Source organism: Collinsella sp. LCP19S3_B6, from assembly GCF_052121815.1.
Taxonomy (GTDB): Bacteria; Actinomycetota; Coriobacteriia; order Coriobacteriales; family Coriobacteriaceae; genus Collinsella.
Genome location: NZ_JBQKDN010000012.1, coordinates 1 through 14,698, shown reverse-complemented (window position 1 = coordinate 14,698; position 14,698 = coordinate 1). Strand labels below are relative to the sequence as shown.

At 57.8% G+C, this 14,698-nt stretch carries 9 protein-coding genes; all 9 read left to right on the top strand.

Annotation, left to right across the window (positions count from 1 at the left end):
* The first annotated feature begins 8 nt into the window (after positions 1-8).
* The 9 genes from ACTQWD_RS05780 to ACTQWD_RS05740 all read left to right on the top strand — a co-directional run bounded on the left by ACTQWD_RS05780 (position 9) and on the right by ACTQWD_RS05740 (position 14,647).
* Positions 9-1,241, top strand: coding sequence for a hypothetical protein (locus ACTQWD_RS05780; protein ID WP_441559492.1), 1,233 nt, complete (start codon positions 9-11; stop codon positions 1,239-1,241).
* Positions 1,242-3,170, top strand: coding sequence for an SNF2-related protein (locus ACTQWD_RS05775; protein ID WP_441559491.1), 1,929 nt, complete (start codon positions 1,242-1,244; stop codon positions 3,168-3,170).
* A gap of 2 nt (positions 3,171-3,172) precedes the next feature.
* Positions 3,173-4,141, top strand: a complete 969-nt coding sequence (locus ACTQWD_RS05770) for a hypothetical protein (RefSeq protein WP_441559490.1) — start codon at positions 3,173-3,175, stop codon at positions 4,139-4,141.
* A gap of 104 nt (positions 4,142-4,245) precedes the next feature.
* Positions 4,246-4,917, top strand: a complete 672-nt coding sequence (locus ACTQWD_RS05765; protein WP_441559489.1) for a DUF1819 family protein — start codon at positions 4,246-4,248, stop codon at positions 4,915-4,917.
* A gap of 2 nt (positions 4,918-4,919) precedes the next feature.
* Positions 4,920-5,543: a DUF1788 domain-containing protein gene (locus tag ACTQWD_RS05760; protein WP_441559488.1), complete on the top strand. Its 624-nt coding sequence runs from the start codon at positions 4,920-4,922 to the stop codon at positions 5,541-5,543.
* A gap of 9 nt (positions 5,544-5,552) precedes the next feature.
* On the top strand, positions 5,553-9,212 hold the full coding sequence (gene brxC / locus ACTQWD_RS05755; protein WP_441559487.1) for a BREX system P-loop protein BrxC: 3,660 nt from the start codon (positions 5,553-5,555) through the stop codon (positions 9,210-9,212).
* Positions 9,213-9,242: 30 nt separating this feature from the next.
* Entirely contained in the window at positions 9,243-11,717 is a 2,475-nt protein-coding gene (pglX, locus tag ACTQWD_RS05750) for a BREX-1 system adenine-specific DNA-methyltransferase PglX (protein WP_441559486.1), read from the top strand.
* Between the two features lie 13 nt (positions 11,718-11,730).
* Positions 11,731-12,177, top strand: coding sequence for a hypothetical protein (locus tag ACTQWD_RS05745; protein ID WP_441559485.1), 447 nt, complete (start codon positions 11,731-11,733; stop codon positions 12,175-12,177).
* A gap of 982 nt (positions 12,178-13,159) precedes the next feature.
* Entirely contained in the window at positions 13,160-14,647 is a 1,488-nt protein-coding gene (locus ACTQWD_RS05740) for a DEAD/DEAH box helicase (protein ID WP_441559484.1), read from the top strand.
* Positions 14,648-14,698: the final 51 nt, after the last annotated feature.

The following is a 14,698-nucleotide window of genomic DNA, read 5'->3' as shown; positions in this document are numbered from 1 at the left end:
GAGTCAACATGAACCTGCTCGAGATGATCGGCGACGGCGTCAACATTAAGCCGACCGGTGCCAACCACAAGATCGTGATCGACGGCAAGCCCGAGATGTATCCCGTTTACAGCATTAAGCTTGAGTTCCTGCGCTATAACGTGCAAAACGACCGCATCGCCTCGTGGATTAGCCGCTATAAGGCCGAACATGGCGAGGGTGCGTTTAATGAGCTGGACGTCGCGGCCTGCAACGACATCATTGAGGGTTTTATCGTCGACAGCAACAAGGATGCTATCGAAAAGACGCAGCGTAGCATTGCCCTGCGTTCGCAAGAGCGTCCCGGTGTGGTGCTGGCCGACGGCCTGATCGTCGACGGCAACCGTCGCTTTACCTGCCTGCGTCGTCTTGCCGCCGAAAACCCAAGCTTTGGCTGGTTTGAGGCTGTCATTTTGCCTGAGAGTCTGGGTAACGATTCCAAGAAGATCAAGATGCTGGAGCTTTCGATTCAGCATGGCGAGGAAGAGAAGGTCGGCTACGACCCGGTCGACCGCCTGGTGGGCATCTACAACGACATCATCAGCTCCAACTTGCTCTCGAAGGAAGAGTACGCCCAGTGCATTGGCGTTGAGCCCAAGGAGCTCGAGAAGGAGATTGTAAAAGCCCGCTATATGAACGAGTTCCTGGAGTTTGCCAACGCCAAGGACCAGTTCCACCTGGCGCGCGAGCTCAAGGTTGCCGGCGTTATCAACGACCTGCAGGGCGTGCTAAAAAAGTGCAAGAGCGACGATCAGGAAGAGGACGTTAAGAACATCGTCTTTGCCAACATGATTGCCGAGCCGCAGGGCGACATCGTGCGCTTTGTCCGCAAGATGAAGCCGATTCTGGAAGGCCCCGACGCGGATCGCTTTATCGAGCGCGAAAACGAGCTGGCCTTTGAGGTTGCCGAGCGCCTGAAGAACAAAGAGATCGTGACCTCGACCGACATCGCCGAGATTCGCGACGATGTTCAACTGGCGACAGCCTTCCGCGAGGTTATGGAGTCGGCCGAAAACACCACCAAGATGAACAAGGCCCTCAAGTCGCCTTCGCTCTCGATCATTCGCGCCATCAGGGATCTTGATCAGGTGGAGGAATCGACCTTTGGCTTGCTGCCTGCGGACGAGATTGCCAATATCGCCGCCGAGGTCGCCAAGCTCGAGGCAAGGGTGCATATGATCAAAGACAAGATTGCGTACAAGATGGGCGGCGAGGAGGCCTAAATGAAACTGCGCCTCTCGTATAGCGACGGCATTTCCGTCGTGCCGCTCGACATGACAGTTGAGCAGCTGCGTCGCGAGCCGGTCTGGAAGATTCGGCTTTCGGCACTGCGCCGCTATGCGCCGAGCTATCGAGAGGCGGACGTGCTCTTTCCGCTGGCGATTGACGACCCGGGCGCCAAGCGCATCGTCGAGCTGCTGCAGCAGGCGGCAAGCTTTGGCGTGGAGTGCCAGGTGGACCCGGACTTGCTGCGAGGCCTTACGGCGCGTGAGGACTATCTGCGCGAGAAGGCGCGCGTGGGCCTGCTGATCAAGGCGCACGATGAATCGGTGGCCGATCGCTTTGATGAGTTCCGCCGCGCCGAGGACACCCTGATGCAGCGCCCGCTTAAGGACCGTCAGCTGTGGGATGCGTTCTTTATGAGCGCCATGGGCCGCAGTGCCAACTTCTCCGTTCCCGGTTCGGGCAAGACGGCGTCGGTCCTGGGAACCTTTGCCTACCTGCGCGAGCGCGACCTGGTCGACCGCATCATCGTGCTTTCGCCCAAAAACGCTTTTGGCTCGTGGCGCGACGAGTGGGCCGCCTGTTTTGGCGCCGACCGCCCGCTGCGTTCGCTGTGCTTTCACGACCCCGAGTTTCGCGGTCGTTCCACGCGCGACAAGTACAGCACTCTGCTGTTTGACTACAAGCGCTACGACATGATCCTGCTCAACTACGAGTCGGTCGCGCTGGGGGAGGCGGCAGCGCGCATTGCGGCCGATCGCGCCCTGGTGGTATTTGATGAGGTGCACAAGGTGAAGCGTGTGGGCGGCAAGCGCGCGGCAAGCGCGGTGCAGATTGCCGCGGCGGCGCCGTACTTTATCGCGCTTACCGGTACGCCGATTCCCAACTCGTTTGAGGACCTATACAACCTGCTCCACTGCCTATGGCCGCGCGACTACAACTGGTACTTTGGCATGAGCGCCAATGCCCTTAAGTCGACGAGTGAGGACGACGTTGAGCATATTAACGAGTCCATCGCGCCGTTCTTTTGCCGCACCAATAAGCATCAGCTGGGCGTGCCGCAGGCCAACGAGGACCATCTGGTCGATGTGCCGGTGGAACGCTGGGAGCAGCAGCTGCTCCAAAAGGTGCTGCGTACGCTTTCGGGCGAGCCGTTCGAGATGATCATTCGCCTGCTGCAGCTTTCGTCCGATCCGCGCATGCTGGCCGAGGACCTGAGCGCCGGCGACTATGCCGACCTGTTCGATGGCGAGGTGCAGACGGGGGCGGGCAAAGCGCTGGAAGGTCTGCAGGTGGATGACCGGCCCACAGCCAAGATGGTCGCCTGCCTGGACCTGGTCGAATCGCTGGTAGCCCAGGGCAAGTCAGTCATCGTGTGGTGCATCTTTAAGCGCAGCATCCGCAATGTGGTGCACGAGCTGCACGAGCGCGGCATTACGGCTCGTGCCATTAGCGGGTCGACCGATATGCCCACGCGCGCCCGCATCATCGACTCGTTTAAGGCGGGGGAGACGAGCGTGCTGGTCACCAACCCGCACACACTGGCCGAGTCGGTCTCACTCCACGGCGTGTGCCACGACGCCGTCTACTTTGAGTGCAGCTACAACCTGGTGCACCTGCTGCAGTCCAAGGATCGCATCCACCGCCTGGGCCTGCCGCAAGAGCAATACACGCAGTACCACTACCTGCGCGCCGTGTACGAGCGCCGTGGCGGGACCTGGTCGCTCGACCGCAACATTTACGAGCGCCTGCAGTACAAGGAGCGGGTCATGCTCGACTCGATCGACCGCGGTACGCTGGAGCCCGGCTATACCGACGAGCGCGATCTGGAACTGGTGTTTAAGGGCCTGTTTGACGACGAGGGCCAGCGGAGCGAGGTTAGCGATCAAGGCATCGCGGACGATATGCAAGAACCCAAGGAGATATAACGATGCAGAAAGCCTTTCCCATCTTTGTTATGGAGCTGTTTTGTGACGGCTGGCTGTTCTTAACGCATTCCGATGTGACGTGGGATGGATCGTCGCACGCCGTTAAGCGTATTCGTATCAATGCCGACAAAAGTGAGCGGCTCCTGAGCCATGTGCGCGAGCACTTTACTGATGTTCCGAGCAACATCGATTTGTGCCAATACGTCGGTGCCACGCTAGAAGAGCTCGAGAAGCATGCCGAGCCGGTTGTTCCCCGCGACGTTGTTTCGCCCCGTTTGCAGTTGCTGTTTGAGGGCGACTTGACGCCGATTACGCTGGTGCAGCTCATATGTGTGGGCGACTGGCTTTCGGTGCGTCAAGGCAATGAGGGCGAGATTCGCGTTACCTACGACGAGCGTCTGGCGCAGCAGATTTCCGGGTTTGGCCTGTTTATGGCGAGCTTTGTCGAGTCGCTTTGCTCGCAGAGCACTATGTTGAGCGACGGATCGGTTGCCACGGTGTTCGATGCAAGGCCGGCAACGGAGCCTGGCATATGCGCGTTTTTGGAGATGGGTGATGCGGTTTCCGCGGAGCCCGAACCCGAGGAGGCGCTCGACGTTGAACGGGAGCTCGAGCCCGAGCCTGAGCCAGAGCCAGAGCCTGCACCGGAACCTGCTCCCAAGCCCTCTGCAAAAGAGCAAGAAAAGCTGCGCATCGCAAGGGAGGTAAAGGCCGCGCGCGACAAGATGGAAGAGCTCGACAAGGCACGTGTTGCTTTGCTCAACCAGCTGCTTGTGCTGCGCCATAAGCATGAGCAGCTTTCCAATCAGCGTGGTTGGAATACGATAGTCGAGATGGGAGAAATCGGCAGGCAGATCGATGCGCTGAGCGGCCAGATCGACCAGCTCGACGAACAGCTCCGCGACGCGCGCCTTGCCTACGCCGAGACCCGCGCAGCGTCGCTGCAAGCGCTCAAGGAACTGGGTCAGTAAGGCAGCAACAACCCTCACGACCCCGTACTTAAACGGTATGATTGGAAACATGTTTGCATCGCCCCGATGCAAATAAAAAGGCCCGAACCCTTGGAGTGTGTCCTGTGGATAACACCGAAAAAATATCACTGGGAGGCGTGCTCACGCGCGAGCAGTTTTTGCTGCCCGAGATGCGTATCGTCGCCGCGTTGCGTCTTGATGGCGTGAGCGACGACGAGATCATTGCGCGCGTTAAGCACGACAACCTGTTTCAGTATCCCACCGAGCGCATGCTGGCCGACCGCGCCCGCGTGTGCCTGCGCCGCTTTGATGCCGTAGCGCTCGACGAGGCGCAGTGCGCTGCCCGCGGTATCGACAAAGACACCGCCGATCAAGCGGTCACGCGCATCATGGACCTCATCGCCAACGGCATGCCCGACCAGGCGGCCCAAGCCAACCTGTTTGCCATGATGTGCCGCTACACCATGGTCCGCGAGCTCATCCAGGTGGAGATTGGCGAGCGCATGGCCAGCTTCGACTACAACTTTACCGACGTTGACCTTAACGCGTTTGTCACCCGTTTTCAGGTTGAGCACGCCGAGGCCGTCAAATGGTCCGATGCTACGCTGGGACGTATAAAAAGCACCCTGCGCCAGATTCTGCGCAGCGCCGGTTTTAAGGCATCGCAGCGAACCGATACGCTCCAGCCCCTGCTGTTGGACCCCGACGTGGAACAGGCCATCCGTGACCTGGGCGACAGGGACGCCCTGGCCGCACTCACCGGGCAGGTGATGTAGACATGGCAATGAACCAGCCGCACATTCGCCCGCGCAACCGCGCCGAGCGCATACATGAGGACTTTGACCATCGCCGCGAGGTGCTGCGCGAGCGCCTGCAAGACCAGGATTTCTTGGTCAACAAGGGCATCGGTAACGAGATTGGCTTCTACACGTTTTGCTACGATCCTTCGCTGGAGTTTGAGTGCCGCGCCTACGTGGACGAGCTCAAAGCAGATGCCCAGGCCGGCAAACTGCCGTGTAATCTGCAGGTCTTTAACCTGTACGACGTGATGCTCGAGATTTGCGAGCAGCGCCGTATTTTGCGTGCGATTCCCCGGCGCGAGGCAAAGGTCGGCTCGGAGGCCCAGATTAAAGAGCTCCAGAAGCCCTGTAGCTCCAAGAGCTTTGCCCAGTACCTCTTGGAGCATACCCAGCCACATCGGCCCGGCGACGTGATCTTGCTCACGGGTGTGGGCGAGGTCTTTCCGCTACTGCGCGTGCACAACCTGCTCAACGACATGCTTGCCGATTTTGGCACCGTGCCCGTCGTCGTCATGTATCCCGGCAGCTTTGATGGCCGCCAGCTCAAGTTGTTCAACAAAGAGAACGCCAGCAACTACTACCGCGCGTTCGATATTTCTTAGGAGCGACAGATGATTATCCAAGACCTGTTTTCCAAGGACATCAACCGTTCCATCAACGGCGTCGTTAAGGTGCAGGACGCCAGCGACGAATCGGTGCGCCAGGAGCTTGACGAGTACGTGGTGACGCGCGAGCTGCAGGGTCATTTTGCGCACTTCTTCGAGGCGTACGACAAGGCCCTCGACGTTCCCACCGACAATATGGGAGTGTGGATCAGCGGCTTCTTTGGCTCCGGTAAATCGCACTTCCTTAAGATGCTCTCGTATCTGCTGCAAAACGATGAGATTGCCGGCAAGCGCGCCGTCGACTACTTTGATGGCAAGATCTCCGATCCCATCGTGGCCGCCAGGGTTCGTCGTTGCTGCGAGGTTCCCACCGAGGCGATCTTGTTTAACATCGACAGCAAGGGTGGCCAGTGGAAAGAGGGCGACACCTCGCGCACGGCCCTGCTGCGCGCCTTTGAGCGCGTGTTCTTTGAGCACCTGGGCTTTTTTGGCGAGGACCTTAAGCTCGCGCGCCTGGAGCAGCATATCGACAGCAAGGGTAAGACGCAGGAGTTCCGCGCTGCCTACGAGCGCATTGGCGGCGGCAACTGGCTCGAGGACCGCGAGAGCTATAGCTACTTTGAGGACGACATCGTCGAGGCCCTGCAAGAGGTGCTGGGTATGAGCGAGCAGGCAGCGCGCCACTGGTTCGACGGTACCGAGGACGACGCCATCGCTGCCGATACCTTTGCCAATATGGTCAAGCAGTATGCCGACAAGCGCGCCGAAGAGTGCGGCGGCGAGTTCCGCCTGCTGTTCATGGCCGATGAGGTGGGTCAGTTTATTGGCTCCGATGCCGACATGAGCACCAGCCTTATGCTGTCGCTGCAGACGCTCGTCGAGGAGCTGGGCAGCCGATGCGGTGGCCGCGTGTGGGTTATGGTGACCAGCCAGGAGGCCATCGACGAGGTCGCCATGATCGTGGGCGACGACTTCTCCAAGATTCAGGGTCGCTTTAACACGCGCCTTTCGCTCTCCAGCTCCAGCGTGGACGAGGTTATCCAGCGCCGCGTGCTGCAAAAGAACGATGCCGCCTCGGCAAAGCTCCAGCAAGACTATGAGGCCCAGAGCACCGTGCTCAAAAACGTATTCTCCTTTGACGGTTCGCGCGGCGACCTGATTGGCTATGCCAGCCGCAAGGACTTTACGGATAGCTACCCGTTTGTGAACTACCAGTTTAAGGTGCTGCCCGACGTTATGACCGAGGTGCGCAAGCACGGCGTCAAGGCCAAGCACATGTCTACGGGCGAGCGCTCCATGCTCTCGGCCTTCCAGGAATCGGCCCAGGCCATTCAGGACCAAGAGGTAGGCGCCCTGGTGCCGTTCTGGCGCTTCTTCGATACCATCGCCAAGGACCTAGAGCACGGCGTGATCCAGGTGGTCACGCGTGCCGAGCGTGCGGCCGAGGATGGCCGTGGCCTTAAGGCCCAGGACGTTAAGGTCCTAAAGCTGCTGTACCTGATCCGCTATATCGACTACATCAAGTCCAACGTCGAGAACATCTCCATCCTTATGGTCGACGGCATGGACGTGGACAAGGCCGCCCTTAAGGACCGCGTTAAGGAGTCGCTCAACCGTCTGGTACGCGAAAACTACGTGGCACGTCAGGGCGACACATACAACTTCCTTACCGACGAGGAGCAGGATATCTCGCGCGCTATTAGCGAGACGCCGGTAGATGCTGCCCTGATTATCGAGGGCATTAAAAAATCGCTCTTTAGCGGCATCTATACGGCTACCAAGCTGCGCGTGGGCGCCAACGACTTTCCCTTCGACCGCTATGTAGACGACTCGGTCTATGGTGTGGCCCAGGGCGGCATGAAGCTCAACGTAGTCACGGTGGCAGATGACCTCTCGCGTGCCGACGATGCCGAGCTCGCCGTCAAGTCGGCCAATATCGCGCTGGTGGTGCTGGCAGACGACATCGACTACTTCGACGATCTGCAGAATGTGGCTAAGATCCGCAAGTATCGCAAGACCATCAATACCGAGGCCCTGGCGCCTTCGACCCAGCAGATTATCCAGGCAAAGATGAAAGAGGCTACTTTCGTTGAGCGAGAGGCAGCCAAACTGCTGGAGGAGGCCGTGCTACATGCCCGTGTGGCTGTGAATGGTTCCATGGTTAACATTCGCGCCACCAAGCCCGCCGATGTGTTTGACCAGGCCCTGTCAAAGCTGACGGATGCCATCTTTACCAAGGCCGACTACATCGCCGACCCCGCCAAGACCGACGAGGACATTCGCGCCACGCTGCGCGGTGCCAACCAGGTGGCGCTCGACGGTCAGAGCTCCCAGAACGCCCGCGCCGAGAAGGAGGTCGCGGACTTTTTGCATGCCCAGACGCGCCTGTCGCTGAATACGACCATGGGTGACCTGCAGCGTAAGTTCCAGGGTGCCCCCTATGGTTGGCGCGAAATCGACATTGCCAACGTGGTGGCACAGCTGGTGGTTTCGCAGCGTGCGATCATTACGGCTGCCGGCGCCAATGTTGCCCCCGCAGATTTGCGTATGGTTACCTTCCTGCGCAAGGATGCTGACAAGGCCCAGGTGCGCGAGCGCGTTAAGATGAGCGATGAGCTCATCAAGAAGGTCAACAGGGTGCTGCGCGAGACCTTCGATGCCAAGCGTGATATTTCCAACGAGGACGAGCTTACCGCCACGGTGGTCGAAACGCTTACGGGCTACAAGAACGAGTGCGTGGAGCTCACGAACAACAACTTTACGGGCTTGGCCCCAGCCTACCCGTACCCGGGCCTAAAGGTGCTGGAAGATGGCATTACGCTGACCACGCGCCTGCTGGACAACCAGAACGATGCCCAGGCGCTCTTCAATGCTTTCGTAAAGGCACAAGACGATTTGGACGATTGGAAAGAGGGCTACGACCAGGTCGTGTTCTTCTTTGAGAGCCAAAAGCCCGTCTTTGATAAGGCCGTTGCGTTTATGGGCCTTATGAAGGACGAGGGCTTCTACATGGACTCTAACGCCCAGGCGGTTGAGGCCAACAAGCGTATTGAGCAGATTCTTAAGAGTCCGCGTCCGTACCGCGAGATCTGCAAGCTCCATGACCTGATGGAGCCCGTCATGGCTGCCCATAAGCAGATGGTCGATGCCAAGCGCAAGGAGATGCTGGACGACATAACCGCACAGATGGCCCAGGTGCACGAATATGCCCAGAGCCAGGACGGCTATGCCAAGCTGGCCGAGCGCGCCATTGAGGACGCGGGCCGTATGGCTAAGTCGTTTGAGAGCCGCGTTCACGCTGCCACCAAGGCGAGCGAGCTTGCCGCGCTGAAGCAGCAGCTGATTGAGTATTGCGATCGCGCATGCGAGAACATCGATAAAGCTATCGATGAGGAGAAGGCCCGCCAGCAGCGTGAGAGCCGATTCGTAGAAGTCACGCCCAACGGTGAGACCGTTACTACGATCAAAGACCCGGGCAACGATGCTACGGCGACCGTCGAGCCTGCACCCGCTCCTGCTCCCAAGAGGATTAAAAAGCTGCGCCTGGCCGACCTGGGCGAGCGCAAAAAGCTACAGAGCGAAAGCGACATCGACGCCTATCTTGCCCAGCTCCGCGTGCGCTTGCTTGCCGAGCTGCAGGGCAACGACGCCATCCGCCTGAGCTAACCAAGAACCACCGGGGAAGGGCAGACCGTCATGAACGATACCGCCATCAAGAACTACTGCATCTGGGCCCGCAACGAGCTCATCGCCGGCGTCGAGGCCCGCATGAGGCTCTACGGCGTGGCCGAGGGCGCCGAGCCCGCCGGCGCGACGGCGGTGGGAGGGCGCGCCCTGTCCCCGGAGGAGACCGGGTGGCGCGACGCCCTGCTGCGAGCCGCGGCAGAGGAGGGCTTCGACCACCTTCGCGACCGCGCCGCCTACACCTGGTTCAACCGCATCGCCGCCGTGCGCTACATGGAGGTTCACGATTTCCTGCCCTCCCGCGTGCGCATGTTCACCCGCCCCGCCGCCGACGGCTCCTGGGAGCTGGGCAGCCAGGCCGCGGACGAGGCGCTCGACGTGGAGATCGAGGGGGCGGACCCGGTGCGCGTCGCCGAGCTCAAGCAGGCCGGCGAGGACGGGCCGCTGTTCCGCTACCTGTTCCTGGCCCAGTGCGCCGAGCTCTCAGGGTGCCTGCCCGGCGTGTTCCAGCCCGTGGACGCCTGCATGGCGCTGCTGCTGCCGGCCAACCTCATGGACCCCGACGGCGTCATCGGACGCATGGTGGGCGACATCCCCGAGGAGGACTGGGAAGACGTCCAGATCCTGGGATGGATGTACCAGTACTACAACTCCGAGGTCAAGGACGCCTTCTTCGCCTCCAAGGCCAAGGAGACCCCCGACACCATAGGCCCCGCCACCCAGCTGTTCACGCCCGACTGGATCGTGCGCTACATGGTGCAGAACTCGCTGGGGCGCCTATGGATGCTCAACAACCCCGGAAGCCCGCTTCGCGACGAGATGGAGTACTACATCGAGCCCGACGAGACGCACGAGGACTTCATCAGGATCGGCGGCCCCGAGGACATCTCCCTGTGCGACCCGGCCTGCGGCTCGGGCCACATCCTGGTCTACGCCTTCGAGCTGCTGGCCAAGATGTACCTGGAGCGCGGCTACCGCGAGCGCGAGATCCCCGGGCTCGTCCTGTCGAAGAACCTGCACGGCATGGAGATCGACCCCCGCGCCGCCCAGATCGCGCGCCTGGCCCTGGCCATGTGCGCCCGCGGGCTGGACCGCCGCTTCTTCGGCCGCGGCGTGCAGGCCGACATCGCCGTGCTCGCCCCGGTGGCGCTGGGGGAGGGCGACGTGCCGCAGGGCAGCGCGCTCGAGAAGAGGAAGGACCTCCTCGACGCCCTGGCGCACCTGGACGAGGCGGGCTCGCTGCTCGCCCCGGGCGAGGGCGACCTCGCCGCGATCCGCGAGGCGATAGAGCTCACCGGTTCCGACGGCCTGTTCGGCAGCAGCTCGAGGGAGAGGCTCCAGCGCGCCCTTTCCACCTGCGAGACCCTGGCCCGCCGCCACGACTGCGTGGTGGCCAACCCGCCCTACATGGGCAGCTCCAGCTTCGGCCCCTTCATGTCCAAGTGGGTCAAGAAGAGCTACCCCGACGTCAAGAGCGACCTGTGCACGTGCTTCATCGAGCGCAACCTTTCGCTTGCCAAGGTGGGTGGTTTTGCGTCCCTAGTCACATCCGACACATGCATGTATCTCTCCTCGTTCGTCGCGATGAGGACCTCACTTGTCGAGAACAACACGATTCTCACCTTTGTTGACACGCGCGGAACCAATGCACACCCTGACGTCTTTGACGCAAACGCCATCTGGGTGCTCCGTCACGGACGGCTCGATGGGTATGAGGGCAGCTATTTCAAACTGAATCATCGTATCCCGGAAAAGGCCGGTGCCCTTCTCGAGGCGATCCAAAACCCCGACTGCGGCTGGTTCTACCGCCGCGACGCCGAGACCTTCAAGCAGATCCCCGGCACCCCCATCGCCTACTGGTTCCCTCATCCTCTCTTTAATGCCTTTGTTGAGGGTCGTTCTGTTGATGAAGATTCCGACTATACGGGTAGCCCGAATATTACTGGTGACAACGATAAGTATCTTCGTATGCATTGGGAGATTTCCAAGAAGGATAGGGGCTCAAAATGGAAGGTCTATTCAAAGGGCGGTGATTTTAGACGCTGGTATGGCAACTTGTTTCATGTAATTGATTGGAGCGAACCGGCTAGGCGTTTTTACTTAGACAACAAGACCTCGACGTTGCTGCCTGAGAGATATTGGTACCAGGGTGGCATAACCTATACGATGCTTACTTCTGGCAAGGCTTGTTTCCGCTATATCGACGATGGCTGCATCTGGGATAAATCTGGACCGGTAATTTGTCGTTTGGGAAAACACCTAAACGTCTGGCTCGCATTCTTAAATTCAAAGATTGCCCAGCAGTGTCTCGATGCGCTTAATCCCACTTTGAATCTTCAGGTCAAAGATGTTAAGGCCTTGCCTCTTTTGAACGGCTGCGATCAGCTTGAGGGCTCTCCTCTAGTTGATGAATGCATCTCAATTTCAAATCAAGACTGGGATTCGTCTGAAACCTCGATGGATTTCAAACGTCATCCGCTTTGTTAGGGGAGCGACTGTCATGACCATTCAGCCGTGCATCCAGAAACGTTTCGTTCGCGAATTCTGTGGCTATTATGATGAACTCGAAAAGCGGCTTGCCTCGCTTTCGCACTATATTTCCTTTGAGCAATCTAACGGGTTGGTTTATTCAAATGAATTGCTGACGTTGCTTCAGTTGATTGGCAGCGAGGTTGATGTTTGTGGGAAAGCCATTGCTGAAGTTTCAGATGCGTGTCCCGATCTAGATAAGTGCAATATACAGAAGTGGGGATTTTATATTCAAAGAGTGATTCCCGATATGAATTGCATCCAAGTCCAAACTCCTATCGAGAATGCATATTGTCCCTGGGCCAAATTCAGAACAGAGCAGTATGTTGACGCTAAAATGCAATTAGGTTTCGCTATACGAAGGATTCGTCTCCTGAAGGGGAGAGTCCTGAATGGTGGCGTGCCTATAACTCCGTAAAACATCGACGGAAGCAGCTCGTTAAGCCGGAAAAGTCTGAGTATGAAAGCGCTAACCTTAAGAATGTCATTCATGCTCTTGGAGGTTTATATGTCATGGAGCAATGCTTTTTGAGCCAGTTTGATGCTGCAGTTATTGAAACAGTGCTGCCTTCTTCTCTGTTTCAACTCATCGACGCATAGGATATTTTGAACTGCCCTTTTCTCAGAGTATCCAGGTTGGCACCAATGATTGTCATGAGTATTCGTCCGGATCGACAAGGGCTTCTCGTGATTCGCGATCGCGACTAATTTCGGACGATAGGATGTGGTTGAGAAGTATTTCTTGGACAGCAACGGGAGGCCTAATGATGATTTTGCCAAGGAGGTTCCTGGCATTAGGCAATCAGTTGCTATTTCTGATGCGCCAAAGGTCTCTAGTCTTCCGAATCTCTTGATGTAAAATCTTAGGTGAACGAAAAACGGTTCGACTGTTTTGCAGGGGGCTTCTCGTATTGGGACGCCCTCTATTTTTATGTAGCGACGCTGTGAGTTTTGCATGGGAATTGTCGAATCGATGCCAAATCAAGCTAATTGAATCAGCTTTGGACCTTCTAGTCTGTTTGCGTCTTCCGATTGCATTCGATGAGTGCAGCACTAATCTATGTCCCATTTGTTCCGCCGTCACGGTCGTAGCTCAATATCAACCGCTCACACTTGTTGCTCAACAAATGGCGAGGTTGATGGGCTAAGTTGATTGCATTGTTTGGTTGGAGGAGGAGAGTATGACCGAGTACTGCGATGGCAATAGTTTGACGCTCGATAGTAAAATCGACGGACTCTTGTGGAATTGTTCGCAACCGACAATATTTGCTTTCTGCGGCCTGTCGTCCCGTCTCGCAGAATTCGTCGCGCGTTATGAGCACTCGATCCCCGGGGTTATAGCCAGCGATGTCGCCCCGTTCTTTTCTCCTTCTGACTTTGCTCGTCAAAAGAGGATGGCCGTGGCTCAGATTCTTTCGGCGGATGGTCCAGTTTTAATGCTGTTTGAACAGCTGCTTGAGCTGCGTGGAACGATTGACGAACTGTTCGATGGCAAGGTCGTTGTTGTGCGGAACAACCTGTTCCTTGATAGCGAGGGCGTTCCTTCTCCCGTTGATCCTGAGCTGCTTAACGACTTTGAGTCATCTTTTGACGATATGACACCCGATACGACGGGGCTTTCTAAGTACTATGCCAAATCCGTAAAGGTTGGAAGTGCGCACCTTGTAACGCCGATTATTCCGGATGAGTTTTCTGAGTGGGAAGTTGTCGATCTGTTTGATCGTGCTTCTTTTGCGCTGGGTGATGCTTCGGCAATTTCTGAGGGCGTCGTCCCTGTTTCGTCGACTGCGTTTCTGGAATACCGTCTGGGCTTGCTAAATGGCACGGCTGGCCCTGCTTCTGTTTTGGTGAACGCTCGGGAACTTGAGGGCTATAGGTCCGCTCTGGAGGCGGTCGCTTCTGTTGCCCATGCGCTGGGTCTATCCGTTTCCTTTGTGGTACAGCAAGACCAAGAGGAAAAGGTTGAGGAATCGGGCCGCCTGCTTCCGGTGCTTCAACATTACTGGGGCAAGGAGGCCTCGTTTAGGAAGCTTCGTTTTTATAAGAACCCCGACTTTGATAACGAAATGGAAACGGTATCTCAGGGTGCTATCTCTGAGTTTGTCGTAAAGCAGGCCGAGGCTGCCCATGCGGGCTCCGTCGATTACAGGAATGTGTTTGTAACGGCGCCCACGGGTGCGGGCAAGTCCATTCTGTTCCAGATTCCGGCGCTGTATCTTGCTCGGAAATATCAGCTGGTCACGCTGGTTATTGAGCCGCTGAAGGCCCTGATGATCGACCAAGTTGCCAACTTGCGGAAACGTGGCGTTAAGAATGTTGTTGCCATTAACTCGGACATTCCCTATGGTGAGCGGCTTGAATCCCTCGACCGTGTTAAAAGCGGCGAGGCCTCCATCATCTACCTGTCGCCAGAGCTCTTGCTGGAGTCCTCGGTCCAGGCGATTCTCAACGGTCGCGAGCTCGGTCTTGTCGTCATTGACGAGGTCCATACCGTTACCTCTTGGGGTAAAGATTTCCGCCCGGACTACTGGTATCTGGGGCCGTATCTGTCTAAGCTCCGCAAAAACGGTATGAGCTTTCCAATCTTTTGCCTTACTGCCACGGCTGTCTACGGCGGGCGCGATGATGTCGTTTCGCATACGATTGCTGACCTGGAGCTTGGCAACTGCAAGACGTTCCTGGGCAATCCTCGTCGTAACGACATCTCCTTCGACATCGTCTGGAGAAGCAAAAGCGAGCTGCCCGGTCCCATCGAGGAGGTAAAAACCGACCTCGCCGAGCAGTGGATTGATAAGGCCGTGCGCGACAATCGCCATGCGATTGTGTATGGTACCGTCAAGATTCTTTCGCAAATTGATTTAGCCGTCTCCGGCCCCGTCCTCTTCTAGCCCTCCGCCTTTCCCCTCAGCTCGTCCATCTCCTCCAGCTTCGACATGTCC

Excerpts from the sequence above, each read along its gene's own strand:
- ACTQWD_RS05780 (WP_441559492.1), top strand. The coding sequence starts at position 9 with ATGAACCTGCTCGAGATGATCGGCGACGGCGTCAACATTAAGCCGACC.
- ACTQWD_RS05775 (WP_441559491.1), top strand. The coding sequence starts at position 1,242 with ATGAAACTGCGCCTCTCGTATAGCGACGGCATTTCCGTCGTGCCGCTC.
- ACTQWD_RS05770 (WP_441559490.1), top strand. The coding sequence starts at position 3,173 with ATGCAGAAAGCCTTTCCCATCTTTGTTATGGAGCTGTTTTGTGACGGC.
- ACTQWD_RS05760 (WP_441559488.1), top strand. The coding sequence starts at position 4,920 with ATGGCAATGAACCAGCCGCACATTCGCCCGCGCAACCGCGCCGAGCGC.
- brxC (WP_441559487.1), top strand. The coding sequence starts at position 5,553 with ATGATTATCCAAGACCTGTTTTCCAAGGACATCAACCGTTCCATCAAC.
- pglX (WP_441559486.1), top strand. The coding sequence starts at position 9,243 with ATGAACGATACCGCCATCAAGAACTACTGCATCTGGGCCCGCAACGAG.
- ACTQWD_RS05745 (WP_441559485.1), top strand. The coding sequence starts at position 11,731 with ATGACCATTCAGCCGTGCATCCAGAAACGTTTCGTTCGCGAATTCTGT.